The 25152-nt window shown below is 45.5% G+C and carries 27 protein-coding genes and 1 tRNA gene; 11 read left to right on the top strand and 17 right to left on the bottom strand.

Going from position 1 to position 25152, the window contains the following annotated elements:
- Window positions 1-45 precede the first annotated feature (45 nt).
- From AC5EF3_RS03140 to AC5EF3_RS03125, 4 genes are all read right to left on the bottom strand, one after another.
- On the bottom strand, window positions 46-714 hold the full coding sequence (locus AC5EF3_RS03140) for a hypothetical protein (protein WP_493546993.1): 669 nt from the start codon (window positions 712-714) through the stop codon (window positions 46-48).
- A gap of 72 nt (window positions 715-786) precedes the next feature.
- Window positions 787-1617 (bottom strand): pyrroline-5-carboxylate reductase, encoded by an 831-nt coding sequence (proC, locus tag AC5EF3_RS03135; protein WP_493546992.1) that lies wholly within the window; start codon window positions 1615-1617, stop codon window positions 787-789.
- 45 nt (window positions 1618-1662) lie between these two features.
- The gene (locus tag AC5EF3_RS03130; protein WP_012778170.1) at window positions 1663-2166 is read right to left on the bottom strand and encodes a type III secretion system chaperone family protein; all 504 of its coding nucleotides are present in this window, start codon (window positions 2164-2166) and stop codon (window positions 1663-1665) included.
- A gap of 107 nt (window positions 2167-2273) precedes the next feature.
- Window positions 2274-2534: an accessory factor UbiK family protein gene (locus AC5EF3_RS03125; RefSeq protein ID WP_493546991.1), complete on the bottom strand. Its 261-nt coding sequence runs from the start codon at window positions 2532-2534 to the stop codon at window positions 2274-2276.
- 126 nt (window positions 2535-2660) lie between these two features.
- On the opposite strand from AC5EF3_RS03125, the gene lgt reads away from it, so the two are divergent.
- Entirely contained in the window at window positions 2661-3614 is a 954-nt protein-coding gene (gene lgt, locus AC5EF3_RS03120; RefSeq protein ID WP_012778168.1) for a prolipoprotein diacylglyceryl transferase, read from the top strand.
- 5 nt (window positions 3615-3619) lie between these two features.
- On the top strand, window positions 3620-4696 hold the full coding sequence (locus AC5EF3_RS03115; RefSeq protein WP_493546990.1) for a class I SAM-dependent methyltransferase: 1077 nt from the start codon (window positions 3620-3622) through the stop codon (window positions 4694-4696).
- Window positions 4697-4757: 61 nt separating this feature from the next.
- Here the strand turns inward: AC5EF3_RS03115 and AC5EF3_RS03110 are convergent, their stop codons facing one another.
- The 6 genes from AC5EF3_RS03110 to sdhC form a co-directional block, all read right to left on the bottom strand.
- On the bottom strand, window positions 4758-5444 hold the full coding sequence (locus tag AC5EF3_RS03110) for a DUF937 domain-containing protein (RefSeq protein WP_493546989.1): 687 nt from the start codon (window positions 5442-5444) through the stop codon (window positions 4758-4760).
- 161 nt (window positions 5445-5605) lie between these two features.
- Window positions 5606-6391 carry a succinate dehydrogenase iron-sulfur subunit gene (locus tag AC5EF3_RS03105; RefSeq protein WP_012778165.1) on the bottom strand — a complete coding sequence of 262 codons (786 nt, stop codon included), beginning with the start codon at window positions 6389-6391 and terminating at the stop codon, window positions 5606-5608.
- A gap of 175 nt (window positions 6392-6566) precedes the next feature.
- Entirely contained in the window at window positions 6567-7340 is a 774-nt protein-coding gene (locus AC5EF3_RS03100; protein WP_493546988.1) for a suppressor of fused domain protein, read from the bottom strand.
- Between the two features lie 188 nt (window positions 7341-7528).
- Complete coding sequence (gene sdhA, locus AC5EF3_RS03095) at window positions 7529-9319, bottom strand: succinate dehydrogenase flavoprotein subunit (protein ID WP_012778163.1); 1791 nt, start codon at window positions 9317-9319, stop codon at window positions 7529-7531.
- A gap of 52 nt (window positions 9320-9371) precedes the next feature.
- Entirely contained in the window at window positions 9372-9770 is a 399-nt protein-coding gene (gene sdhD, locus AC5EF3_RS03090) for a succinate dehydrogenase, hydrophobic membrane anchor protein (protein WP_012778162.1), read from the bottom strand.
- Between the two features lie 14 nt (window positions 9771-9784).
- Window positions 9785-10195, bottom strand: coding sequence for a succinate dehydrogenase, cytochrome b556 subunit (gene sdhC, locus AC5EF3_RS03085; protein WP_012778161.1), 411 nt, complete (start codon window positions 10193-10195; stop codon window positions 9785-9787).
- 250 nt (window positions 10196-10445) lie between these two features.
- Between sdhC and AC5EF3_RS03080 the strand changes: the two genes are divergently transcribed.
- Window positions 10446-11177, top strand: coding sequence for a glutamine amidotransferase-related protein (locus tag AC5EF3_RS03080; RefSeq protein ID WP_493546987.1), 732 nt, complete (start codon window positions 10446-10448; stop codon window positions 11175-11177).
- Window positions 11178-11212: 35 nt separating this feature from the next.
- On the opposite strand, the gene AC5EF3_RS03075 is transcribed toward AC5EF3_RS03080, so the two are convergent.
- Window positions 11213-11443, bottom strand: a complete 231-nt coding sequence (locus AC5EF3_RS03075; protein WP_493546986.1) for a hypothetical protein — start codon at window positions 11441-11443, stop codon at window positions 11213-11215.
- A 210-nt stretch (window positions 11444-11653) separates the two neighbouring features.
- A tRNA-Leu gene (locus tag AC5EF3_RS03070) sits at window positions 11654-11738 on the bottom strand.
- Between the two features lie 198 nt (window positions 11739-11936).
- On the opposite strand from AC5EF3_RS03070, the gene AC5EF3_RS03065 reads away from it, so the two are divergent.
- The 3 genes from AC5EF3_RS03065 (at window position 11937) to AC5EF3_RS03055 (ending at window position 13749) form a co-directional block, all read left to right on the top strand.
- A complete protein-coding gene (locus AC5EF3_RS03065; protein ID WP_493546985.1) occupies window positions 11937-12584 on the top strand; it encodes an exopolysaccharide biosynthesis protein in 648 nt (215 codons plus the stop codon).
- 82 nt (window positions 12585-12666) lie between these two features.
- Window positions 12667-13158 (top strand): disulfide bond formation protein B, encoded by a 492-nt coding sequence (locus tag AC5EF3_RS03060; RefSeq protein ID WP_493546984.1) that lies wholly within the window; start codon window positions 12667-12669, stop codon window positions 13156-13158.
- A 48-nt stretch (window positions 13159-13206) separates the two neighbouring features.
- Window positions 13207-13749, top strand: a complete 543-nt coding sequence (locus tag AC5EF3_RS03055) for a demethoxyubiquinone hydroxylase family protein (RefSeq protein WP_493546983.1) — start codon at window positions 13207-13209, stop codon at window positions 13747-13749.
- A gap of 37 nt (window positions 13750-13786) precedes the next feature.
- On the opposite strand, the gene AC5EF3_RS03050 is transcribed toward AC5EF3_RS03055, so the two are convergent.
- On the bottom strand, window positions 13787-14305 hold the full coding sequence (locus tag AC5EF3_RS03050; protein WP_493546982.1) for a DUF2938 domain-containing protein: 519 nt from the start codon (window positions 14303-14305) through the stop codon (window positions 13787-13789).
- Window positions 14306-14459: 154 nt separating this feature from the next.
- Between AC5EF3_RS03050 and AC5EF3_RS03045 the strand changes: the two genes are divergently transcribed.
- Window positions 14460-14882 carry a helix-turn-helix domain-containing protein gene (locus AC5EF3_RS03045; protein WP_493546981.1) on the top strand — a complete coding sequence of 141 codons (423 nt, stop codon included), beginning with the start codon at window positions 14460-14462 and terminating at the stop codon, window positions 14880-14882.
- 77 nt (window positions 14883-14959) lie between these two features.
- On the opposite strand, the gene AC5EF3_RS03040 is transcribed toward AC5EF3_RS03045, so the two are convergent.
- Window positions 14960-15559, bottom strand: a complete 600-nt coding sequence (locus tag AC5EF3_RS03040; protein WP_012778153.1) for an HNH endonuclease — start codon at window positions 15557-15559, stop codon at window positions 14960-14962.
- Window positions 15560-15882: 323 nt separating this feature from the next.
- On the opposite strand from AC5EF3_RS03040, the gene AC5EF3_RS03035 reads away from it, so the two are divergent.
- Complete coding sequence (locus AC5EF3_RS03035) at window positions 15883-16779, top strand: DMT family transporter (protein WP_493546980.1); 897 nt, start codon at window positions 15883-15885, stop codon at window positions 16777-16779.
- Between the two features lie 10 nt (window positions 16780-16789).
- Here the strand turns inward: AC5EF3_RS03035 and AC5EF3_RS03030 are convergent, their stop codons facing one another.
- Window positions 16790-18772 (bottom strand): methylmalonyl-CoA mutase family protein, encoded by a 1983-nt coding sequence (locus tag AC5EF3_RS03030; protein WP_493546979.1) that lies wholly within the window; start codon window positions 18770-18772, stop codon window positions 16790-16792.
- A gap of 201 nt (window positions 18773-18973) precedes the next feature.
- On the opposite strand from AC5EF3_RS03030, the gene AC5EF3_RS03025 reads away from it, so the two are divergent.
- Window positions 18974-19297, top strand: a complete 324-nt coding sequence (locus AC5EF3_RS03025; RefSeq protein WP_012778150.1) for a SemiSWEET transporter — start codon at window positions 18974-18976, stop codon at window positions 19295-19297.
- A 1-nt stretch (window position 19298) separates the two neighbouring features.
- Here AC5EF3_RS03025 and AC5EF3_RS03020 read toward each other — a convergent pair whose 3' ends face one another.
- Window positions 19299-19892: a hypothetical protein gene (locus tag AC5EF3_RS03020; protein WP_493546978.1), complete on the bottom strand. Its 594-nt coding sequence runs from the start codon at window positions 19890-19892 to the stop codon at window positions 19299-19301.
- A 231-nt stretch (window positions 19893-20123) separates the two neighbouring features.
- Here AC5EF3_RS03020 and ccrA point away from each other — a divergent pair, with 231 nt between their 5' ends.
- Together ccrA and AC5EF3_RS03010 are read left to right on the top strand one after the other, a co-directional pair.
- Complete coding sequence (gene ccrA / locus AC5EF3_RS03015; protein ID WP_493546977.1) at window positions 20124-21365, top strand: crotonyl-CoA carboxylase/reductase; 1242 nt, start codon at window positions 20124-20126, stop codon at window positions 21363-21365.
- Window positions 21366-21486: 121 nt separating this feature from the next.
- The gene (locus AC5EF3_RS03010; protein ID WP_493546976.1) at window positions 21487-22611 is read left to right on the top strand and encodes an aromatic ring-hydroxylating oxygenase subunit alpha; all 1125 of its coding nucleotides are present in this window, start codon (window positions 21487-21489) and stop codon (window positions 22609-22611) included.
- Between the two features lie 26 nt (window positions 22612-22637).
- Here the strand turns inward: AC5EF3_RS03010 and AC5EF3_RS03005 are convergent, their stop codons facing one another.
- Window positions 22638-25016, bottom strand: a complete 2379-nt coding sequence (locus AC5EF3_RS03005; RefSeq protein ID WP_493546975.1) for a TonB-dependent receptor — start codon at window positions 25014-25016, stop codon at window positions 22638-22640.
- Between the last annotated feature and the right edge of the window lie 136 nt (window positions 25017-25152).

Raw genomic sequence — 25152 nt, 5'->3', positions numbered from 1 at the left:
ACACATGCAGAACAAAACTGAACTAATCAGTTTGCAAGAGCGATCTTAAACTTCTTCATCCTTAGAATGACGCCCGCGTTTCCAAGCATTCTTCGTAAAGCTTGAAAAGCGATCGTGAAAGTTCTCGGAGAAACTAACAATATCCTGTTTCCAGCCCCGCACTTTGCTTAAGTCTTTTTCTATCGCTTCCGCTGTTTTATCGTGAGCATCTTCATCTGCTAACCAAACGCGCATGCCGCGTAGTAAAATAGCCGTTAGCCCCAATGCTTTGGTTCCAATTGCTTTCTCATCTACACCCGCCACAAACAAAGCCCATTTAGCTGTCTTCGTGCGTCGCATTCCCGCCTTTGCCAATTCGGTTGGTGTTTTGGCGTAAAAATCTTGAATATTTTCAATCGCTAATCTGTGATTTTCCATAGCATCGAAACGCTGCATAATCACATGCAATAAACGTTCTCGCCGATCATCCTCTGATGCGTCCGGCAGCAAGAGCGATAAACCCTCCCCCATGACACGATCGAACATGCTGTCTATTTCAGCCAGTAATACGGGTTTTCCACCCAAATCATATATATCAGCGAGCTTCAGGTCCGCCGTATTGGCGATATCCTGCACATTGATTTTTTCCCATGCAGTAGACCCAGCTAACAGCAATGCTGCTTTTGCAGCTGCTTGCAATGGTGGATTATCGGCTCGATTTTGATTAAAAAACATAAATCCCTTCCAATCTCCCATTATGTCCAGTCTACCGCAAAAGCGATAACTGGAATAGGGTAGATATAGGGACTATGTTCCCTTAGACAAGGCGATGGAGCGGTCTCTAGCGATTCTTAATGCCTCTTTCGTGACATCAGGAATGCCACCCTCAGCCATCATCACTTCAACTGCTGCTTGGGTTACACCATTGGGAGACATAACAGCCTTACGCAAATCTTCCGCCGAAGTTGGATCATTTTCCATGAGGACACTTGCACCAATAACTGTCTGACGGGCCAGACGCTGTGCCATCCCCTCTTCAAGTCCAAGTGCAACACCGCCTGCCGCCATAGCTTCAACCAATAAAAACGCATAAGCAGGACCACATCCAGACACCACGGTCACGGCATCCATTAGGCTTTCTTCTAGCGGACCTTCAACAGTTCCCAAAGATGCCAACAACGCATTTACCTTAGAGCTATCAGCTTCATCACACGCATCAGAGACACAAAAAGCTGTCACACCAGCACCAACAGCACCGGGTGTGTTAGGCATAGCACGCACAACTTTGCGCGCGCCTGTTTCTTCTGCCAATCGCTCAATCGTGATGCCCGCCATGACGGAAATGACCAATGTATTTGGCCCAACCCATTTGGCAGCATCGGCTGTCACTTTAGAAAACACCTGCGGTTTAATAGCAAGAATAAGCACATCAACCGGCCCAGGAGCTTCAGGATTTAATACAGCGCCTGTTTTACCGCTCAACTCACGCAACGCGTCTGAAGGTGTCGGGTCCACAATGTTGACGCTTTGCAATCCAGCCGCATCCAGATTGTTCAACCAACCTTTCGCCATAGCGATACCCATCCGCCCCCCACCAATGAGTGTTGCAACAGATTTAGATTGTAATGCGGTAGACATAAAATTCACCCGATAAATTATAGTGGCAGGATAAAGCTAAAGTTTCTAAGCCTCACCCAAAGTGTCAAACAAGGCTGCCTCTAAAGCCTGTTTGGGGGATTTTCCAGCCCATATAACAAAGTTAAAGGCTGGCAGAAAACGCTCAATCGCTTCAGCAGATGCATGCATAACAGCTTCCACTTCGCCTTTTTCCGGCGCTTCACGGTATAATAAAGGCAATGTGTGACGATACATGATAATGCCTTCGTCACTCCAATATTCAAAATGGCCTATCCACAAGCGTTCATTCACCATGGATAGCAATTCAAGAACAGCAAACCGGCGCGTATTTGGAGCACGCATATCTACTGACAAAGAAAAATGCACAGCACGTGGTTCATCTCTAAGAACAAACAATCCACCGCACTCGCCCCAGCGCGTCGGAGCGGCACAATTCACGCTCTTTTCATCAGAACGTTCGGCACCCCACTCGGCAGACGTCAAGCATTGTTCAATGATCTCCATTGTATCATCATTTGCTTCATGTTGGTGAGACGAAAGAGCCGTCATATAGGCACCCTTTTAAAAATAAGCGGACAAAACAGCAGATCGCTTTAAACGGCGTTAGCGCCATACACAACAGCGGTAAAGTTAACCTCTGTAAATATTTTTGGCTTCTAGCCTTCAATCTCAGTATTAAGGCGATTCTCTAATGTTTGAAGGCGCGCTTCCAATGTTTCGACTCGCTTCTGAGAAGCCAGAAACATCTCTTTCAAAACATCATATTCTTCACGACTAACTAAATCCATTTCCGAGATCACGCGGTCTGTCTGAGCACGCAACAATCCCTTAGCTTCATCGCCTGCTGCTTGTGCAGCGCCCATTGCACCTGTGACAAATTTCGCTGCTTCGTCAAAAATTGGGTTTTTTGTTTGCATTTCTTAATGTCTCGCCTCTGGACCCGGCGACCTCGCCGTGGCACTGCATGCTCTACACATAGTGGACTATGAGCGCGCTTGCAAAGGCGTTTCTCAAAAGAGCTTGGTTTAAAAGGACGTGACAGCATGTTTGTGGCAATACCTTTTCCGGAAATAGATCCGGCAGTATTCACAATACCCGCATTATCGCTTGGTGATTTTACACTCGGTCCATTCCCATTGCGTTGGTACGCCCTATCCTACATTGTTGGATTGCTGCTCGCATGGAAATATGCAGGCTACCTCATATCCAAGAATAAACTCTGGTCGGCAGCTAATGGCAAAAGCCCGCTCTCTAAAGATGACCTAGATGATTTTGTGTTCTGGGCCATGATGGGTGTGCTTATTGGTGGTCGCCTTGGTTATATTCTATTCTATCAGCTTCCCTTTGAACCAGACCGCATATTCAACGATCCGCTCATGATCTTCAAAATGTGGGAAGGCGGCATGTCATTCCATGGAGGCTTGATTGGTGTTGCTTTTGCGATGGCCTACACGGCCCAACAACGCAGCCTTTCATTGCTAAACCTATCCGATATCGGTGCAGCGACAGCCCCTATCGCACTATTCCTTGGGCGCATTGCAAACTTCATCAATGGTGAATTGTATGGCCGCCCGACAGATGTTCCGTGGGCGATCCGTTTCCCAGCTTATGATTTTGGATCTCATCAATGGTATTATAATTCTCTTGGTGCACCAGTAGGATCAAAAGTGCCAGTTCACCCCAGCCAGATATATGAAGCTGCTTTGGAAGGACTTTTACTCTTCTCAATCGTGTCTTTTGCAATCTGGAAATTCAAAATCTATCGCAAACCAGGCATGGCAACCGGTATTTTCCTCATTGGATATGCATCTGCACGTACAATCGTCGAGAATTTCAGAGAGCCTGATTCACATATCGGCTTCTTGCCGGGCGGCGTCACCATGGGCATGCTGCTGTCAGCACCAATGATAATTGGTGGTCTCTATCTTATCAATCGGGCTAATAAACCCAATGGCGGCAAGAAGAAGCCAAACAGAGACCCAGCCTCTCAATCGTGAATGCCGTGTCTAAGCAGCCAACATTAGAGGAACGCCTAAAGTCTCTCATTCAGACTGATGGACCGATCTCACTGTCAGTTTTCATGCAGCTTGCTTTGTTTGATAGAAAACAAGGCTATTACGCCACGCGTCCAGGCCTCGGCAAAGATTTCACGACAGCACCTGAAATCAGTCAGATATTTGGTGAAATGCTTGGTGTTTGGGCTGCTCATGAATGGCAACAAATGGGTTGCCCATCCCCCTTCTATCTTATCGAGATGGGCCCCGGACGCGGTATCATGATGAAAGATATTTGGCGTGCCACTGCAAAAATTGCAGGCTTCCACGACGCTGCCCGCCCTTATCTTATAGAACCTTCGCCATCTCTACGAAAAATACAGGCAAAACGATTATCAGCTCTAAAAAACCCCCAATGGGTGAATGAGCTAACGGATATTCCAAATGGCCCATCCATCATCCTAGCCAATGAAGTGCTCGATTGCTTGCCCATTCGGCAATTTATTCGCCAAGACGGCGCGTGGTGTGAACGTAAAATCGGCTTGGATAAAAACGGAAACTTTATGCTTGGCATATCTAGTCCGATAAGTACTGAGACCGAAAACACACCCGATAATCTGTCAGACATGGTGCAAGATGTCGTTGAGATATCCTCGGCTTTGGATGCATTTATTGAATTAATTTCAGACCGCCTCAAACATGGCAATTCGCGTGCCCTTTTCATAGATTATGGACCAGCCAATTCAACACCCGGAGATACATTGCGCGCCTATTCAGATGGCAAACAAGTTGATCCCCTTTCAAATGTTGGAAATGTCGATTTAACAGCAGATGTTGATTTTGCTAAAGTCGTAAAATCAGCAAAAACACACGGTTTAGAAATTGCTGGCCCAAGCCCTCAAGGATGGTTTTTAAATGCACTGGGCGGCGTCGAGCGCGTTAACGCACTCATCAACCAAAACCCTGATAAAATTGACGAAATTTCTGAAGGAGCCATGCGCATCATGGCACCGGATCAAATGGGAGAGCGCTTTCAAGCGCTATGTTTATCTACGAAAGACTTGCCGCCGCCAGCAGGATTTTAGAACACAAAAAAACCGCCCTTCTCAGAGCGGTTTTCATTAAAATATCGATGAATAAAGCCGATTAGCGGCGCTTCATAACCATTTCAAAAATATCATCCATAGCGCTGCCATCTTTGTCGGCATCAAGCAGATTACCAATCATACCCATAGCACCACTATTTGCAGAGGCTTGTTGTTGCTTACCACCGCCCATAAGGCCGCCCAGTAATCCACCAAGAAGGCCACCGCCAGATTGGCTTGATCCGCCACTCATAGCTGCTGCACCAAGTGCTGCTGACGCAATGCTACCAAAATTACCCATTAGGTTTACCGGTACATCTGGATCCTTTGATTGCTTTGCAAGTGAACCCATAGCCATCGTCGCAACCATTGGCAGCAATTGTTTCATAAGATCAGTTGATACACCTGCACGCTCACTGGCTTTAGCGGCGACTTCACGGCTCACTTCTTTTGAACCAAGAAGATGACCCAGAATAGCATTTCCATCATTGACGGATTCAGCTGTATTTAATGTTTCAGGCTGCTCAAGATATTTCGCGTGATCACCATTTTGCAGAGCACCCATAAGCGCTTCTAGGCCGCCGGGTTGAGCGACATTGCGCTTCAATCCACCGGAAATCGCTGGCAATAGCGCTTTTACCGCTGATTGTGTTGCGCTTTCATCTAGCCCAAATTGCTTGCCTAATTGACTAAGAGCACCTTGGCCTGCACCAGATGCAAGCATGTCCATTAAATTCAAACCAGCCATAACAGCCCCCTTGATAATTGAAATCGTTAGCCGATTATTAACACAGCTAACCTGAGTACACTATGAACAGATTAGAACGCAAAGAAAAACGAGCAAGACTTATCATCTTGCTCGTTTCTTATTTTTGAATTTGAACTGCAAGATAACAGCCAAATAATAATTTAAACGCGACGCTCAACCATCATTGTCTTGATGCTAGCGATTGCTTCAGCTGGGTTTAGGCCTTTCGGGCAAACCTGCGCACAATTCATAATCGTGTGACAACGGTAAAGCTTGAACGGGTCCTCAAGATCATCAAGACGCGAACCTGTTTCTTCATCGCGGCTATCAATCAACCAACGGTAAGCTTGAAGCAAAGCTGCAGGGCCAAGATATTTGTCACCATTCCACCAGTATGACGGACAAGATGTCGAACAGGATGCACACATGATACATTCATAAAGACCATCAAGCTTTTCGCGCTCTTGTGGTGTTTGTTTCCACTCACGCTGAGGCTCTGGTGTTGTTGTTTGCAAATATGGCGCAACATATGCGTGCTGTGCGTAAAACTGAGAAAGATCTGGCACAAGATCTTTAATAACTGGCTGGTGAGGCAAAGGCGAAATTGTGATTTTGCCTTTAAATTCATCATGGCCTTTCGTACAGGCAATCGTGTTGCGACCACCAATATTCATGGCACATGATCCACACACACCCTCACGACATGAGCGACGGAATGCCAAAGTTGGGTCAACTTCATTCTTGATATAGATCAATGCATCAAGAACCATTGGTCCAAATAATTTGGTGTCTACTTCATAAGTATCCCAACGCGGGTTCTCACCAGTGTCTGGATCGAAACGGTAAATCCGAAAGGTCTTAAGTGAGGAAGCACCTTCACTTTTAGGGCCAGACCAAGTCTTACCATTTTTAACTTTAGAGTTCTGCGGAAGCGTTAGCTGAACCATGATGTCCACAACCTTTTTTATTTATTTATCGGCAATCTAACGAGCTAATCGTAAATGCCTAGTGTGCTTCAGTCTTTGGTAGCGCTAAAAACAAGAAAAATTTTCGCACCTGAAAATCATTCTCAATGTTTTTCGGGTTTTTCAGGATATTTCTATGTTTAGAATAGTTTATTGGCTAATCTATGCCAATCCAAGACAACATTTTATCCCATATCGTTTTCTTGGTTTCTCTCTTATTGGGTGTCAGAGAGACAGCGCTTGCAGGCGCAATATTAGCACGTTTTAAATCGATCATTTCAGTAATACCGGCCTGAACCAATTTTGCGCAAAGTACATCCGGCCCTTGCTCAGAAGAAATCTCCATTTCCTCTTTATACAAAGGGATAGGCGCAACAAAATGCACATAGCTGTTTTCATCGCCCTCTTCGGAATGCATGCATTCAAACCCCACGCCGGGTAATAGCGGTTTAGCAAAACCAAAGCCACAAAAATCTGCACCCTCAAAAACAGGCTGTGGTTTTTCAGAAAACATGACTGTTTCCCCTTCCTCTACAGCAACCCCGTTTATATGCACGAGTTTCGCAAATTGGCGCACAGTGTTCGCAGCCAGATTTAAGGCCTTTAAGTCATCTTCGTCATTGCCATTTTGCTGGGCCGCCAGCACGAATTCGACACGCTTCACAATTTTTTGTTCGCTATATTGTTTGGATGGAAGCGGCGCGAAAGAACACCCAAAACTCGTCACATAAGCAAACTTGCGTTCACCGTCGGGCGGCACAACCAAAACATCAATAGGTGGTCCGTCCTCGGACGAATTTCCAGACCATCCATCTTCATCAGTAAAAACTGTCTGAAACTCACCAATATTACGCGCCAGATGGAGGTCCAGCGCGTCACGCATGTCTTCGCTCGACATGCCAAAATCAGTTTCCGGTCCCCATATATTCATCTCTCAGTTTTAACGCCCCAGACAGGATTGGGTCAATCAATACTCAGAAACTTACTGTATTTTTATTCAACTTGTTTTTTAGATTTTTGCCCAAAATCAACGCACACGCTAGTTTTGGAGCGCAAATAAAAAAGCCCACACCAAGCATTAAACTTGACGCGGGCTTTCTTTTTTATACTTAGAAAACGCTAATAGACGCGTGCTTTTGGCACAATGTATTCAATGTCATCAGACATTGTATATTCGTGCACCGGACGGTAATCGATTTTCACATTCCCTTTATCGTCACACCAAGCCAATGTGTGCTTCATCCACTCTGGATCATTCCGGTCTGAGAAGTCCTCACGTGCGTGCGCACCACGACTTTCTTTACGGTTAGCAGCACCATTCACTGTCACAGCTGCCTGAGCAATCAGATTATCCATCTCAAGTGTTTCCACAAGGTCTGTATTCCAGATCAAGCTTGTGTCAGTCACGGCTAGATCAGGCATGCTTTCATAACATTCAGCAATTTTCGTCACACCCTCTTCCAGTGTTTCACCCGTACGGTAAACCGCACAATTAGACTGCATGACTTTTTGCATTTGCAAGCGCAATTTAGCAGTTGGTGTACCGCCTTTAGCATTACGGTATTTGTCCAAACGCTCAATTGCGTTGTTACCAGCATTCTTTGGAAGCTCTGGCTGACGGCCATTCACTTCAAGCTTCTCACCACAGCGTAAACCAGCCGCACGGCCAAACACCACAAGATCGATCAATGAGTTAGACCCAAGACGGTTTGCACCATGAACAGACACACATGCCGCTTCACCCACAGCCATCAAACCAGGCACAACCGCATCAGGATCATCACCCTTCTTGGTCAGAACTTCACCGTGATAGTTTGTTGGAATTCCACCCATATTATAGTGAACTGTTGGGATCACTGGGATTGGCTCTTTGGTTACATCCACACCGGCAAACACGCGCGCGCTCTCAGAGATACCCGGCAAACGTGCTGCCAAAATATCTGGGTCGAGGTGATCAAGGTGCAAGAAGATGTGATCCTTCTCAGGACCAACACCGCGACCTTCACGAATTTCCATTGTCATTGAACGAGACACAACATCACGCGATGCAAGGTCTTTTGCAGATGGCGCATAACGCTCCATAAAGCGCTCACCTTGAGAGTTTGTGAGATATCCACCTTCACCGCGCGCACCTTCAGTAATCAGACAACCTGATCCATAGATACCTGTTGGGTGGAATTGAACAAACTCCATGTCTTGAAGAGGAAGGCCAGCACGCAATACCATTGCGTTCCCATCACCCGTACATGTGTGCGCTGATGTACATGAGAAGAATGAACGCCCATATCCACCTGTCGCCAAAATCACGCGTTGCGCGCGGAAACGGTGCATTGTGCCGTCATCTAGCTGCCATGTTGTTACACCACGACAAGCACCCTCATCATCCATGATAAGGTCCATACCAAAGTGTTCGATGAAGAATTCAACATCATACTTTAGAGACTGACCATAAAGTGTGTGAAGCATGGCGTGGCCAGTACGGTCAGCCGCCGCACACGTACGTTGCGCAGGCCCATTCCCGTATTCACGCGTCATTCCACCAAAAGCACGTTGGTAAATTTCACCCTTATCAGTCCGAGAGAAAGGCATTCCCCAATGCTCAAGCTCATACACAGCATCTGGTGCGTGGCGTACAAGATATTCAATTGAATCTTGGTCACCCAGCCAGTCAGACCCTTTTACAGTGTCATACATGTGCCAGCGCCAGTCATCGCCGCCTTCCATGTTACCCAGAGAAGCAGCAATACCACCCTGAGCCGCAACTGTGTGAGAACGTGTTGGAAACACTTTAGAAATACACGCTGTTTTCAATCCAGCTTGAGCAGCACCAAGAGCAGCTCGCAAACCAGAACCACCAGCACCAACAACCACAACGTCAAATGTGTGATCTACCCATTCATATTCGCTCATTTCGTCTTGCCTTTCATGCGCCCGCGCCAAATATTATGGGGGCGATCAAAAATTATGCTACTGCAACTTTAAATACGGAGAACACAGTCGCAGCGATCAACGCGAAGCTGAGAAATGTGTTTAGCATCAACAAAACGATGCGGGGCATGTGACCTGAGATATAATCCTCAATCACAACCTGCAATCCAAGACGCATGTGATAAATTGTGCCACAAACGGCTAGAAGCACCAAAATGGCATTCAACGGCTGAGAAAGCCAAGCTTCCGCGTTCGCAAAACGCTCAAGTGTATTATCACCGCGCGTTGCGCCCAAAAGAGAAATCAGGAACCAAGGTACAAGGAATACGAGAGCGACGGCTGAAACGCGTTGCCCAATAAAGTGACCTGCACCATCACGAGCAGAACCCAGACCGCGAACTTTACCAAGTGGTGTGCGCATAGAGTTAGACATAATAAAGCGCTCCCTTAAATCGCTATGCCGGGCACAAGCCCCGCAAAGATCCAGACAGCGACCGCGCCGAGTAGACCAAAAGCTATTGTGAAATATGACCAGAAGTTAGCGACGGCAGGTGTAAAACCTTTACCTGCATCCCAAAACAAGAAACGAATGCCTTGTCCAAGGTGGTACATGACTGAAACAGTAAAACCAAACAAGATGATCTTGCCGAAGATAGATGTGAAGAACACATCAAAGCATTTAAAAACATCGCTGCCCGATGCTATTGCGAACAACCAACCGACGATTAACACAACACCGATTGCATTTCCAACGCCAGTAATACGTTGTAGAATCGACGTTAACATTGTCGGGTGGAATTTCCAGACTTGAAGATGCGGCGACAATGGACGCTTGTCTGCCTCGACCTGATTGGCCATGAATGCCCCTTTTCCGCGTAAGAATTTGCGAATGCTGTTTCATCATTTTTGTCTACTGTAATTAGACGCTCTTAAAGAGGTGTCAACGTGTTCCAAAGTCACAGAACCAAATAGTCTTCACTATATTTCATGTTATAGCGCTAACATTTCTCTACTTGCGGATCATTCTTAAAAACTCCATCTTTTCAAAGGCTAGCCGCGCCCTTATCTACGAAATCTCTGATCGTAAATTATTATCTTGGGAATCGTCATGAAAATCGCAATTATTGAAACTGGACTACCTCCTGAAGATATTCGTGCAGATTTCATTTCCTATCCAGAAATGTTCAAACAGCTTATTGGTTTAGCCACTCAAGACGTAGAATTTGAAACATTCAGCTTTTGTCATCATGAATTTGAGCAAAGCGATATTCCAGACATTGAAGCCTTTAATGGCTTCCTGATTACAGGTTCTCCTGCTGGCGTATACGAAGACTGGCCTTGGATGCAGCCTCTATTCACATTCATTCAGGAAGCGGCAAAAGCAAACAAACCTCTTATTGGGGTCTGTTTTGGGCATCAGGCCATCGCGCAAGCACTTGGCGGAGAAGTTATCAAATCTCCCAAAGGCTGGGGAATTGGCCGCCACCATTATAATTTTGTACATAAACCAGAATGGTTAAATACAGATGCAGAATCTTTTAGCTTATCTGTCAGCCATCAAGATCAAGTTGTCGCGCTTCCCGCAAACGCCCAGCTCATCGCACTATCTGACTTTTGTGAATTAGCCGCCGTTTACTATCCAGATGCTCCCGCCCTCACATTTCAAGGTCATCCAGAATTTAGTGATGAGTATGCTGCCGCACTCTACAATATTCGGCGCGGAACTAAATTTGATTCAGATATGGTAGATGAAGCCCTCATCTCCCTGAAGGACACAAAAGAAGACAACGCGAATGTTGCGCAATGGATGTGGGCATTTTTACAAGCAAAAGCAAACTGAAAATCTTCAGCCGACTAAGTCTTATTCCAACTCAGTTAAATACGGGATATAAACTGCTCTACTTGCAAGGATAATTTGTGCAAGCCTTGCAACTCATCCTCCAGCTTGTCTCTGTTTAAATAGACAAGCGTCGACACAAAACACAATCCAAAGACGACAAAGATAGTTTTAGACATGCTCCGCTTTTGTGCACCGAAACGCCCATAATCTTTTGGATTTGATTGGCCATAACCAGACGCATAAAATTGTCGATCGTGAAAATTCATTACCACACCCCCAGATTGCAACATAACAATCTGAAAAGCAGCAATTACCGTGCCACCTTCGCAATATTGAAGCGGCATTCATCGAATGTATAGAAAACCAGCACCGAGCTAACAAAAGATCTGCATTCAAGACACAAAAGAATGGCACCAGCTCGACACTAACTCGACAGCTTGATCACACGACATCAACACAAATTTGAGAATTTCGCTTGGTACCTCTGGCCCGAGTCGAACGGGCACTTCCGAAGAAACTGGATTTTGAATCCAGCGCGTCTACCAATTCCGCCACAGAGGCAACCTAAGCGAGGCGGGAAAATGGCAGAGACATGCTCAAAGGTCAAACTATTTTATAGACTTTTTTTTATTTATGCTTAGGGGTCATATTTTAACAGGTAATAAGACCTTTAACTTTCTCTTGTCACAATGATGTTTTAGTCCTGTCGACAAGGGGATTCTCGCAGTGAATCCTAACTTCCAGTATGAGTATCAGGCGATGACTAATTTAGCTTCAGACACGACATCAAATACCACAACTGAAGACACTCTTCACAAACCTAGTCTTATTGAAGCGATTGAAAAACTAGCCGAAGAAGCGCCCGAGGAAGGGATCTCCCTCAAAGAACTCACCCATGCTTTAGGTGATCAAGCATTTGGCGCGGCGCTTTTCATTCTGGCTCTACCTTGTTGTATTCCTTTTCTTTATGGTGTCCCTCAAATTGTATCATTGCCGATGGCAGCCATTGCTGCGCAAATGGTTATGGGACGCAAACAACCTTGGCTTCCTTCAAAATTTGCAGAACGCAAAATTTCAAAAGAAGGCTTAGAAAAAACAGCCAAAGGCGGACGCAAATATTTTGGTTGGGTTGAAAAACTCTCCCGCCCACGCCTAACTTTCCTAACTAGCTCCAAACTCGAACGCGTTATTGGCCTTGTTTTGATGGTATTTTGTCTCTCTATCCTTACACCTTTGCCAAGCACAAACACAGTTCCAGGGTTTGCTGTTGCGATGGTTTCTTTTGGTATGCTAGAGCGAGATGGCCTATTAACGACAGGCGGTCTGATTTTAGGTTCCGCTTGGATTGCCATATTACTGACTGTCGGAACCGCCGGAATTAAGCTCTTACTAGGTTTAGGCGGCTAAGCTTTTGCGATATTCATCACGTAAAATCACAATGCCAACATAATGCATTGCGTTGTTTGGCATTTGCAATAAAAACTATCTCATGATGAATTCTATTCTCTCACAGCGCACATGGGTTTATGTATCCCTTTTGGCCAGCATATTCATGTTGGCTAGCGCTCATGCCTTTGAAACTTTTGGTAAAATGTATCCTTGTGATCTGTGCCTCAAGCAAAGAGAACCATACTGGGTTGCGATTTTTATTGCGCTGTCTGGTATCATCCTCGCCCGCGCTAAACCCAGCTGGCCAATGTTTAAAACAACATGCATTTTGCTTGGTTTCACCTTCCTTTATGGAACTGGTTACGCGCTCTACCATTCCGGGGTTGAATGGGGCATTTTCCATGCAGGATGCCAGAGCGTGGATTTTGATCCATCACAATCATTAGCGCTTGATAGCCCAATGGTTGTTGGCAAATGTGATGAACCACCGCTTGTTATTATGGGCGTCACTATGGCCAATATGAATGCAATCGGATCAATGCTATTAATGCTCACCTCTTTTGTTTGCGCCTTTCGTAAGCAAAAAAATTGATCTAGCTTTCATATGCTAACGCAAAACCACCAGCTGGGAGTGAACACAATGCCTCGCAATCGCCCTCTTCCCAAACGCACAGAAGAAATGGTGCGTGTTGACCATGCTGGTGAATATGCCGCCGTCGCTATTTATCAGGGCCAACGTGCTGTTTTTGAAAGGCTTCACGGCAAATCCCGTATCGTTGAACAACTCACCGAGATGGAAGCTGAAGAACAACACCACCTCGCAGCCTTTGATGAACTCATCCAAACCAAAGGCGTGCGCCCAACAGCGATGACGCCCATCTGGGGCGTTGCAGCATACGGGCTAGGCGTTGCAACCGCATTGCTCGGTGAAAAGGCCGCTCACGCCTGCACTGAAGCGGTCGAAACAGTCATCGAAAAGCATTATGATGATCAGGTCAAAGAATTAGAGGCTGAAGGAGAAACAGAGCTTTCTCCCATGTTTGCACAATTTCGAGATGAAGAAGCCGCCCATAAAGACTTGGCCGTCGAAGAAGGTGCCCACGAAGCTCCAGCCTACCCACTTCTCTCAGCCTTCATAAAAGCAGGTTGCCGAGCAGCGATCAAAATCTCCGAGAAGGTTTAACCCCTCAACAAGGATTTTCGTGGGGTTTTGAAACCTTTTACACCACACTGCTGATCAGCAATGCCGCCCCATATATACCTAATCCGAACACAAAATGAGAAGTAACACTTTTTACTCTCACAAAAAGTGGATTTGGTGTTTTGCTGCCTGCTATTCCCATTCCAAAACAAGGCTGCATCACGAAAAATGGGACAGTAACTGTCGCCACACCGACAATCACTCCAGGCGTCGCGCATGGGGTATCTATCCACGCTTCTCCCCATATAAGCACAACAATTGCAGCATATATAATCCCGATCACATAATGCGCCGTCCAGCCGATTACGGCTTCTCCTGATATTTTAGGACTATTGCCAATACTTTGATGCATAAATTTTCCGCTCGGCATATGCGCCAACCAGCGTCCCACCAATGCAAAATCCAACCCTCTGATATTAAATGCGCACCTTAAAAAAAACGTCCACAAATCCATAATAGCAGTCGCGCCAATACCTATAAAAATGGCGTGCCCCATCAACTTTATAAATAAAGACAAAATCTCAAAACCATCCAACACCCTCAATCTCCTATTTTAATAATAACTAATTATTTCAATATGTTATTGTAAATTTAAGGCTCAAGAAAATTATCTTTATTTTCTCAAATTCATTGCGTAGGATGCACTCTACAAACTCAACCACACTTGAGGTCAAATGATTTAGGAGCTGTATATGTTAGATACTTCACAAGTAGCAAAACTATCAGGCTTGCCGGCCTCAACTCTGCGCTATTATGAAGAAAAAGGCCTTATCCAATCCGTTGGCCGCAAAGGCATTACGCGTCTGTTTGAACCCAATATTATTGAGCAATTGGAATTTATCGCACTGGCCAGAATCGCTCGATTTTCTCTTGAAGATATTGCCGCTATGTTTTCAAAAAACGGATCATACCAAATCGACCGCTCATTACTGAAAGAAAAGGCCCAAACACTAACAGATGAAATCAAACGAATGACAGCTGTCCGCGATAGCTTGACCCATGTCTCAGAATGCCAAGCACCAAGCCACATTGAATGCCCTAAATTCCAAAAACTCCTGCGCCTAGCAGGCAAAGCACAGTCCAAAGCCAAACAAAAAGGCAAAACAAAGCCATAGCTTTATCCACCCTTATTGAACAAAAACTGAGCTTTCCATCATACAAAAAGAGCCTCATTTCACAAAGGAAACGAAGCTCAGCTTTTTACTTGTTCATTGGCCATATTATTGGGGTCATTTTGAAGCTCAATATCCCAATAAAGGTAATCCAACCAAGTTGAATGCAGATGGTTTGGCGGGAATTTCCGGCCCATTTGCTGAAGATGATATGTATCTGGGCAAGACGGCGGAGGACTAATAACCATGCCCGCTTCAGAAGGCATACGCCCGCCTTTTCGCAGATTACAAGGACTGCACGCCGTTGCAATATTTTCCCAAGTTGTCCGCCCACCTTTATGGCGAGGAATAACATGATCAAATGTCAAATCATCTGGTGAACCGCAATAAACACACTTAAACCCATCCCGCAGGAACAAATTAAATCGTGTGAATGCCGGTGATCTGTCTTGTTTCACAAAATCACGAAGTGCAATCACCGAAGGCAACCGCATTTCAAAAGAGGGTGAATGTACGACGAAATCATATTCGGCCACAACATCCACCTTTTCCAGAAACACAGCTTTCACTGCTTCCTGCCAAGGCCAAAGCGATAAGGGAAAATAAGATAACGGCCTAAAATCAGCATTCAAGACCAGCGCAGGTGACGACGCAATTTGTTTAGTTAGAAACTCGGCCACGACGATCCTCCTTTACTAGAGGCCGCTTCGCCGCGTTTGCGGCTAGCAGCCGAAAACCATGCAGAAAACAGATAATTGCTCTCTGTCTCCTTAGATGTAAACGATTCTTCACGACACTCTGGTGACAATCAAGAGAAAATATTAATTTTTATAAGAATAACCCAAATATGCGGACTTCATTAGGCGGCATAAAATCACTTCGCAAAAATATTAACTACCACTCATTACTTGAGTCTATAAATCTTATACATTGCTGAAAAGCGAAATACATGAATTAGCTCTCACCAGTCTTTTCCATTTTTCGTGTTTGAAAATAATACCCTATGCAACTCACAAACAATAAAACTGGCGCAGTTGCGCAATCACTTAAAATTCAAGACAATGTCAAAGGCCCGCTCGTCCTTATATTGGCCGCCATGTGTATTGGTCTTGCTCCTATCGGGCTACGTTTTTCCCAAATGGAGCCAAGCGTTACAGGCATGTGGCGCTTCACATTTGCGCTACCAATATTATTTGCTTTTGGAATCATATTCAAACAAACCATAGGCCGTCCTTCTCCTGCAATCATTGCATCAGGTGCTTTTTTTGGATTGGATATCTGCCTTTGGCATACAGCCCTCACACACACATCTGTGGCAAATGCGACATTTTTCGTCAATTTAGGTTCGGTAGGGGTTGGTCTACTTGCGTGGGTCTTTTTACAGCAAAAGCCAAGTAAAATATGGCCAATAGCCGCCATTTTGGCCTTATCGGGCGCTGCTGCAATGGCAATAGGTGCGCCTACAGATCAACAAAGTGGCCTACTTGGTGATGGGTTAGCATTATTGGCGTCATTCTGTGTTGCCGGATATCTATTATGTGCCACGATTGCCCGTAATAAAGCCTCAGGCTTCCAGGCTGCATTCTGGCTAACCGCAAGCGCAATCCCCGTGACATTTATTTTTGCACTCTTTACAGGAGAGCAATTAATTCCATCAGATGTCAGCCATTTTGGCGCTCCACTATTTCTCGCCGTTATGGCGCAATGCATAGGACAAGGGCTACTCATCTACGGCGTAGGTCTTACCAAGCCAGCCATAAGCGGCGTTATTTTGCTTATTCAGCCCGTTGTCGCTGGTGTCTTAGCTTGGCCTTTATTTGATGAAGCTTTAGCACCCATTCAAATTGCTGGTGCTGGAATAATCTTATGCGGCGTCTGGCTAGCAGGCCGCAGCCGCTAGCCAAACACAATTATGCTAAGTGGGCTTTTTCAACCAACTCCACAATATCTCCCATTAGGTCTGTTATCTGAAAATCTTTCGGTGTGTAGACACGCTTAATGCCCATTTGTTTAAGCGCTAAAGCATCTTCATTTGGGATAATACCGCCCACAACCAATGGGATATTCTCTAACCCGCGTTCACGCATCAAGCGCGCTGTTTCTCGGGCGAGATCCAGATGAGAACCTGATAGAATAGACAGACCCACAACATGCGCATCATTATCTATGGCCTGCTGCACGATTTCTTCCGGTGTGAAACGAATGCCTTCATAAATCACTTTCATCCCGCATGCGCGCCCACGCGTCGCTATCTGTTCAGCACCATTTGAATGCCCATCAAGGCCCGGTTTACCCAATACATATGTCAATGTGCGACCAAGAAGATCAGACACGCGTTCCACATTAGCTTTTACCGCCTCAATATCTTCATCACCTTCAGTCGAAATGACAATCGAAACGCCTGTTGGTCCGCGATATTCCCCAAATACACCCCGTAGAGTTTCTCCCCATTCACCAATCGTAACGCCCGCTTTGACCGCTTCAATAGCGGACGGCATAAGGTTTCGTCCTTCAGAAGCCGCCGCGCGCAATTCTTCCACAGCCCTATCACACCCAGCATTGTCGCGATCTTTGCGCCACTGCTTTAAACGTTCAATCTGGGCGTATTCTTCGGCTGGATCGACTGTCATTATCGCATCATCACCTGTCGCCAACGGGCTAGGTTCAGTTGATGTAAATGCATTCACACCGATGACTTTCTGATCCCCGCCTTCAATTCCCATAACGCGATTTTTCTGAGACACAACAAGCTCACCCTTCATAAACTCAACCGCATTGACCGCCCCGCCCATCGCATCAATCTCAGCAAGCTGTTTGCGAGCACCGTCTTTTAGTTCATCCGTTTTACCTTCAACAACATGGGAGCCATCAAAGAGATCTTCATATTCTAAAAGGTCTGTTTCAAACGCCATTATCTGCTGCATACGCAATGACCATTGCTGATCCCAAGGTCTAGGCAAGCCCAGTGCTTCATTCCAAGCTGGCAATTGCAAAGCGCGACACCGCGCACGTTTTGAAAGCGTCACAGCCATAGCTTCTAACAAAATACGATAAACATTATTTTCAGGCTGCTGCTCAGTTAAACCCAACGAATTAACCTGAACCCCATAACGAAAACGCAGCGCTTTTTCAGATTTGACACCATAGCGTTCTCTGCCAATCTCTTCCCATAAATCAACAAACGCCCGCATTTTACAAAGCTCAGTCACAAAGCGCACACCCGCATTTACGAAGAAGGATATCCGCGCAAACACGGTTTCAAAATCTTCATCAGGCACCTGACCACCCGCTTTGACTGCATCAAGCACAGCACAAGCAGTCGCTAAGGCATAAGCAAGCTCTTGCTGAGGCGTCGCACCTGCTTCTTGTAAATGGTAAGAACACACATTCAGCGGATTCCATTTGGGTGTTTCTGTATAACACCAAGACACCATGTCAGAAATCAAACGCATGGAAGGCTCTGGCGGGAAGACATAAGTTCCCCGTGAAAGATATTCTTTGATAATATCGTTTTGTGTTGTCCCCATCAGAACGGAGCGATCAGCCCCCTGCTCATCAGCAAGCGCAACGTAAAGCGCCAACATGTAACTTGCCGGCGCATTAATCGTCATGGAGGTATTCATCTGAGCAACAGAGATACCATCAAACAATGTTCGCATATCACCAAGATGACCGACCGGAACGCCAACTTTACCGACTTCGCCTTTCGCCAGAATATGATCAGAATCATAAGCAGTCTGAGTTGGTAGATCAAAAGCAATAGAAAGACCTGTCTGGCCCTTTTCTAAATTGCTGCGATATAAAGCATTCGACTTAGCTGCCGTTGAGTGTCCCGAATAAGTGCGGAAGATCCACGGTCTATCTGCGGCATGTTGATAGGTTTTATTACCCATTCTCATTTCCTCCATGTTGCATTGCAGCATGACAGAATTTATAAAAACAACAAGCCCTTATGCCTAAAAGTAGAGATATGCATTTTTAGCGATTATGTATGCACAATTATTCACTTTCGCATATCTTATGCTTATGATATGATTGCGCTATCATCTCGGATGCAAATTGAGCATCCGTTACAAAAATGAGAAGAGAAAAGTATGCCAATTTCAGAAATCATTGGTCTAATCGCCGCCAGCTTAACAACAGGGTCCTTCCTACCGCAAGCCATATTGGCGCTAAAGACAAGAAACACTGACGGTATATCATTAGCGATGTATGCTCTGTTTACTCTTGGTGTCGCTCTATGGTTTGTTTATGGCCTAATGGTGATAAGCTTACCAGTGATCATTGCAAACCTGATTACATTCCTTCTGGCCGCAAGCATTCTCACCATGAAAGTTTTGAACACTAAATCAGGCAAAAAGAATGAAAGTCATACAATTGATTTTGACGTTCAATCTGTCCTGCCCTCGGCGCATTAAATTACTTTATGCGTGTAACGCGGATCAATCGACCGCCTCCAATACTCATCATGTGACTGCCCATCAATTTCTTTTTGATGATGGCTTCTTTTCCGAGTGATGATTTCTCTCGAATTTTATATGTATCAGAGTCCAGCTGCCGCCAAATCTGACCATTGTCTAAATACACAATCGCCTTCTTAAGGGGCGTAAACTCTACAGTTTTGACCATAGAGGCAATCTCCTTCAATTCATCTATTGTCGCAACTGCATTTTCGTTAATTTGAGCACTAGAAACCTCATCTTTGGACTGGTCTTCCAGAGTCTTTCCAAACACAGCTTCGGCGGCGGCCTTCTGTTGAATTTCACTGCGGATCATTGCTTGAGCAATTTCTTCTGCCGACAATGCCGAACGGGGAAACGCCGCTGATAAAGCTGGAATAGCTGCATCAAAACAGCTTAATCTCTCAACACCATGCACAAGCGCCTGACAGGCTAAGACGTCTTGAATTGCAGTGTCACTCTCGACAGAATCTTGAGCACTCGCCGCACCATCCACGACCAGTATCGCGGCAAAACAACAAACGACTTTGGCATTCAGCTTAGCTAATTTCATACGCAAGTTTCCTTATATTCAGTGTTGAAACCAACGGGCAATTGTCAGCCAACACCCCCTTTTACACGATAAGATTATTTTATGCACGCCGCTCATTTTGCTGCATCACAACAATCACCCTTGATATTTTTGCTGCATCGCAATATAGTGTTGGAAACGAGGAAACAAATTCGGCTCTGACCGCATAAAAACAAACAAAATCAGTGCGGCCAAATCTTAGGACACAATTTCATGCTAGATACACCAAAGAAAGATCTGTACGATTTAGGTGAGCTTCCGCCGCCTTATCATGTGCCAAAACAAATGCACGCTTGGGCAATCCGTCGCGAACGCCACGGCCGCCCTAACCAATCCATGCAGCTGGAAGTCGTTGATACACCAGAACTGGGTGAACATGATGTCCTTGTTTATGTTATGGCGGCAGGTGTAAATTATAATGGTGTTTGGGCAGGCCTTGGTGAACCTATCTCCCCTTTTGATGTACACAATCAAGACTACCACATTGCCGGTTCTGATGCCTCAGGTATCGTTTGGGCTGTTGGTAAAAGCGTAAAACGCTGGAAGCCCGGCGATGAAGTTGTCATCCACTGTAATCAGGATGATGGCGATGATGAAGAGTGCAATGGCGGCGACCCAATGTACTCCGATTCCCAACGTATCTGGGGATATGAAACACCAGATGGCTCGTTTGCTCAGTTTTGCCGCGTACAAGACAGACAACTAATGAAGCGCCCAACCCATCTTTCTTGGGAAGAGGCCGCCTGTTATACGCTTACCTTAGCAACAGCTTACCGCATGCTATTTGGACATGCACCACATGAAATCAAACCAGGCCAACACGTACTTGTATGGGGAGCTTCAGGTGGTCTTGGGTCATTTGCTGTTCAGCTTGCTACAATTGCTGGAGCCAAAGCAATCGGTGTTGTTTCATCAGAAGATAAGAAACAATTCGTGCTCGATCAGGGGGCTGTGGCCGTTCTCAACCGCAAAGACTTTAATTGTTGGGGCCAATTGCCAACAGTGAACGGTCCTGAATTTGGGGATTATATGAAGGAATGCCGCAAATTCGGCAAAGCCATTCGTGAAATCACAGGCGGCAAAGACCTAGACATGGTGTTTGAACACCCAGGCGAATCAACAATGCCGGTTTCAGTTTTCCTTGTAAAACGCGGCGGCATGGTTGTCATATGTGCAGGAACAACAGGCTTTAACCTAACAATGGATGCTCGCTTCCTGTGGATGCGCCAAAAACGCGTTCAGGGTTCTCACTTCGCCAATCTAAAACAGGCAGCCGCAGCAAACGAACTTGTGTGTCAGGAACGCATCGACCCATGTATGTCAGAAGTCTTCCCTTGGGCAGAAATTCCAGCAGCGCATGAAAAAATGCTCGATAACAAACACCTTCCAGGAAATATGGCTGTTTTGGTGAACGCACCCAAAGCCGGAATGAAAACCCTTGAAGGCATGAACTGACATTAGAAACGACATGCTCGCGCTTTTCGTTATTGTGCATCTTGCCTTGATCAGCACAAAAGCGCATGGAAGACTACGCACACCCAAACTTACCCATTAGCGTAGTTTAAAGAGCGCGAGCATGCCAGCAGACACAACAGATATTCCACCTTCACCTTCTCCGGCCAAAAAGAAAATTGGCATGACAGAAGAGGGCTGGCTGACCGATTGTTGGTATTTTGCAGCCACATCCAAAGAACTACTCGCAGGAAAGCACATAAACCGTGAAATTCTCGGCCAACCCGTCCTGCTAGGGCGATCTGGCGATGGCAGGGCATTTGCACTGCGAGATATCTGCCCACACCGCCTTGTGCCGCTATCTTCTGGTAAACAGATAGATACTGAAGGCACTCCAACAATAGAATGCCCCTATCATGGCTGGCGCTTTGGCACGAATGATGGCGTGTGCAAACACATGCCCTCGCTCACGCCCGAAGACAAAACAGAACCATCTCGCGTGAAGGTACGCAAATATCCGCTGCATGAAGCCAATGGCGTTGTATATATCTATGTGTCGCATAATCCGCGTTTTGATGGCGAACCTGTTATTGCTCCACCCGAATTTGGCAAACTTCCAGATGCGCCCAGTTTCATAATTGAAGAGGACTTTAACGCACATATGGATGACGCCGTCGTTGGATTGATGGATCCAGCACACGTGCCGTTTGTGCATAATCAATGGTGGTGGCGTCCGCCGTCTTCCGGTTTCAAAATCAAACAAAAACCCTTTGAACCCCGCACACGTGGCTGGGCCATTGCACGCCACAAACCATCAGGCAACTCCAAACTATACTCCATGGTTTTTGGTGACGAAGTAACAACAGAAATCGTTTTTCAATTGCCGGGCATGCGTTGGGAAGTTGTTGAAAATGAAAAAGCCCGTTTTTTCACACTTACCTGCCTAACGCCGCAACAGGAAAAGCTAACCAAAGTGACGCAAATCACTTGGATAGAAAATGCACCTTTGTTGAAATTAGCCTCACCAATTGTGAAACGCATGGGTCGCACTTTCTTACTGCAAGATAAGGAAATGGTGAATCTTCAAAACAGAGGTATGAAATATCAAAAAGCCATGCTGTGGATTGACGACATAGACATTCAGGCCAAATGGTATCAACAGCTTAAACGCGAATGGGCCACTGCACGCACAGAAAGTCGTGAGTTCAGCAACCCTATCGAACCAAAAACCCTAAGCTGGCGCAGCTAAACCAAAGCCGCTGGCCAGCTATTTATTTAAAATATCAATTTTCGAAACTTTATTTCAATAACTCGGCCCAACGGATCGAGAATATCAGGTTGATAGCTGATAGGTACACTTCCATCAGCACTTGTGACATTACGCTTTTCATTGAAAATATTATCAACACTTAATGAAATACTCGTCGCACTTAGCAATGGATATTTCGCAATCAACTTAGGTTTATTGTCAAAATCATAGCGTATCCGCGCATCTATTGTCAGTAATGGATCAAAATCTAGCGTCCCTAACTGACTTCCATTTACCTGCGTGCCACTTTCCCAATTCATGCGCGTATTCAAACCAATTGCACCTTTGGAATACCCGCCTCGCGCTGAAAATGTGTGCTCGGATGTACCACCAGCAGAACTAATCGTATTTCCATTTAACAAATCTAGTTTTGTGCCACCTTCAGAGATTAACAGCGTGTCCTCTAAGGCAAGATCATAAGATGCTGAGAAATAAATACGTCCTTGACCGCGCCCTCCTGGACCGGGGCCACGACCTCTACCAGGAGGTCCGCCTCGTCCTACCCCACCGCGCGCCGAAGCAGCCTGTTTAGGAGGAGCCCCACTCGCGTCTGGACTACCCTCCTCTGGCGGCCCCTCGCTTGGTGGTGCCTCATCTTTACTGCGGCGCTTACTCATTACCGCACGTAATTTCTGGCGCTCTTCAGTTGATAATTCAGGACGCTCATTTGCCTTTAATGATTTGGACCAATTTAAACTAAGGCTCAGCTTTTTCTCAATTTTTTCGGCAAAATTCAAAGCACGTGTATCGATAGATACGAGCTGTCCATCATCATCGCGCACGACACGGTCAGCATATGCCTCTTCTATAATGGGGGTTAAATCAGGAAAGGAAGAGATAACATTCTCAATGCGCTCATCAGTATATGTCGCAACAATATTGACGCGTCGCTCAGAAAATGGCTCCCACGATGCATTCAAACGTAGAAGCTGGCTTTCTTCATTTTGCAAATCAGCATTTCCACCAGTTATTTTCTCTACATTTTCAATAGTCTGCCCGGTTGAGAAATCAAATACACGCGAATTGGGTGTCACCTGATAGGCTGCTCCCAATTGTGAAACAGTTGGTGCATTCTCTGAATATGTCGACGAAGCCATAAGCTGCAACTGGCTAAAGGGTTGCCATGTCAGCCCATAACCATACGACAGCAATTCACCGGCATCAGAGACGTCACTCAATTGACCATTAAAGTTTGTTGAAATGGCTCCCAAAACAAACTCTTCAGTTAGAACCGGCACATCGAGACTAATCTGAGCATTTAAATTGTCTCTCGATAATTCCGTTTGCTCCTCTTCCCCACCAGACATGGATGAACTTGAAAGCTCAGTTTTGCTATACCCACTTTGAATCGTCGTGCCGACAAATCCTGCTGGCAATGAAAACAAATTGCGGAAATATACAGCGTCAACCGACAGGCCATCCGTCGTCGTCTGGGACGTAGAATCATCTTCTGGAGAAGTGGCTATTCCTGTGACCCGATCTACATTTTCATAGGAATACGCGCCATTCACCGTCCAGTTTCCAGTATCAAGCATTTTGTTCAGAACGAAGCTGGCCTCACCAGTTAAAGTGTCTTGTTCCCGAACATTTAGATTACCGTCATTATCCGCACCCAACACACTATTGGCATTTTCATTCACAATAGAGCCAAGATATGTTGCGCTTATTTCACCGGGAAGCATGTGTGAGAAGCTGCCAACCAGATCAAGCGTATCTTGTTCTGGTTCCAATGTACGCATTGTTCCATCTTCACCATCAGCATATACAATATCGCGATCACTTTCAAAAAGTGCATCCTGAGTATTGTATTCAAAATCAGTATTCCATCGCCGGTTTTCACCTGAAAGCTGAAGATTATTTAGCTCAATTTCTGTTATAAACTGCCCACCATCAGAGGGAGCTTCAACACCTGCTTCTGCTGTTAAAGAATGAAAATTTTCTTTTAAAATGAAATTGATAACTTTTTTATCTGGACGAAACCCATAGCGAAGAGCAGCATCTTCTGAAAGAACTTCAACGCGCTCCAAAGCTTCAGGCGGATATTTACGGATCTCTCTAAATCCTGAAATACGTTTGCCGTTCAGCAACATTTCTGGGCGCCCGCTTCCTCCACCTGTCACTGTCGAGATTTCAGTAAGAAGGTCCTCTAAACTAGTTACCCCATACGCACTGATATCCGAAGAATCCAAAGTGAGTTCAGGTTTGATAATACCCAATTCAGGATTTAATATTCTTGAGCTTTCAATTACAATCGTATCTAAATTTAATTCATCCTGCGCCACTGCTATGCCAGTCAAACCTACTGAACCAGCACACAAACTCACAACAACAAGTGATTTCTTCATAAACGCAATTCTCTACATCAAACGGACTAAACAAACAGGCTTTAAAACTTAAACGTCTGTATTAGCCTGCATCCGTCGTTCAATGTAAAAAATAGTCATGTAAAATTTGTGTCTAACTCATTTTTTTCAGGCTTTT

This window comes from Hirschia sp., assembly GCF_058892565.1.
Note: the sequence above shows the minus strand (reverse complement) of the source record. Positions and strands in the feature narration are given on the sequence as shown.

Excerpts from the sequence above, each read along its gene's own strand:
- AC5EF3_RS03140 (WP_493546993.1), bottom strand. The coding sequence starts at position 714 with ATGTTTTTTAATCAAAATCGAGCCGATAATCCACCATTGCAAGCAGCT.
- proC (WP_493546992.1), bottom strand. The coding sequence starts at position 1,617 with ATGTCTACCGCATTACAATCTAAATCTGTTGCAACACTCATTGGTGGG.
- AC5EF3_RS03130 (WP_012778170.1), bottom strand. The coding sequence starts at position 2,166 with ATGACGGCTCTTTCGTCTCACCAACATGAAGCAAATGATGATACAATG.
- AC5EF3_RS03125 (WP_493546991.1), bottom strand. The coding sequence starts at position 2,534 with ATGCAAACAAAAAACCCAATTTTTGACGAAGCAGCGAAATTTGTCACA.
- lgt (WP_012778168.1), top strand. The coding sequence starts at position 2,661 with ATGTTTGTGGCAATACCTTTTCCGGAAATAGATCCGGCAGTATTCACA.
- AC5EF3_RS03110 (WP_493546989.1), bottom strand. The coding sequence starts at position 5,444 with ATGGCTGGTTTGAATTTAATGGACATGCTTGCATCTGGTGCAGGCCAA.
- AC5EF3_RS03105 (WP_012778165.1), bottom strand. The coding sequence starts at position 6,391 with ATGGTTCAGCTAACGCTTCCGCAGAACTCTAAAGTTAAAAATGGTAAG.
- AC5EF3_RS03100 (WP_493546988.1), bottom strand. The coding sequence starts at position 7,340 with ATGAATATATGGGGACCGGAAACTGATTTTGGCATGTCGAGCGAAGAC.
- sdhA (WP_012778163.1), bottom strand. The coding sequence starts at position 9,319 with ATGAGCGAATATGAATGGGTAGATCACACATTTGACGTTGTGGTTGTT.
- sdhD (WP_012778162.1), bottom strand. The coding sequence starts at position 9,770 with ATGTCTAACTCTATGCGCACACCACTTGGTAAAGTTCGCGGTCTGGGT.
- sdhC (WP_012778161.1), bottom strand. The coding sequence starts at position 10,195 with ATGGCCAATCAGGTCGAGGCAGACAAGCGTCCATTGTCGCCGCATCTT.
- AC5EF3_RS03080 (WP_493546987.1), top strand. The coding sequence starts at position 10,446 with ATGAAAATCGCAATTATTGAAACTGGACTACCTCCTGAAGATATTCGT.
- AC5EF3_RS03075 (WP_493546986.1), bottom strand. The coding sequence starts at position 11,443 with ATGAATTTTCACGATCGACAATTTTATGCGTCTGGTTATGGCCAATCA.
- AC5EF3_RS03065 (WP_493546985.1), top strand. The coding sequence starts at position 11,937 with ATGACTAATTTAGCTTCAGACACGACATCAAATACCACAACTGAAGAC.
- AC5EF3_RS03060 (WP_493546984.1), top strand. The coding sequence starts at position 12,667 with ATGATGAATTCTATTCTCTCACAGCGCACATGGGTTTATGTATCCCTT.
- AC5EF3_RS03055 (WP_493546983.1), top strand. The coding sequence starts at position 13,207 with ATGCCTCGCAATCGCCCTCTTCCCAAACGCACAGAAGAAATGGTGCGT.
- AC5EF3_RS03045 (WP_493546981.1), top strand. The coding sequence starts at position 14,460 with ATGTTAGATACTTCACAAGTAGCAAAACTATCAGGCTTGCCGGCCTCA.
- AC5EF3_RS03035 (WP_493546980.1), top strand. The coding sequence starts at position 15,883 with ATGCAACTCACAAACAATAAAACTGGCGCAGTTGCGCAATCACTTAAA.
- AC5EF3_RS03030 (WP_493546979.1), bottom strand. The coding sequence starts at position 18,772 with ATGGGTAATAAAACCTATCAACATGCCGCAGATAGACCGTGGATCTTC.
- AC5EF3_RS03025 (WP_012778150.1), top strand. The coding sequence starts at position 18,974 with ATGCCAATTTCAGAAATCATTGGTCTAATCGCCGCCAGCTTAACAACA.
- AC5EF3_RS03020 (WP_493546978.1), bottom strand. The coding sequence starts at position 19,892 with ATGAAATTAGCTAAGCTGAATGCCAAAGTCGTTTGTTGTTTTGCCGCG.
- ccrA (WP_493546977.1), top strand. The coding sequence starts at position 20,124 with ATGCTAGATACACCAAAGAAAGATCTGTACGATTTAGGTGAGCTTCCG.
- AC5EF3_RS03010 (WP_493546976.1), top strand. The coding sequence starts at position 21,487 with ATGCCAGCAGACACAACAGATATTCCACCTTCACCTTCTCCGGCCAAA.
- AC5EF3_RS03005 (WP_493546975.1), bottom strand. The coding sequence starts at position 25,016 with ATGAAGAAATCACTTGTTGTTGTGAGTTTGTGTGCTGGTTCAGTAGGT.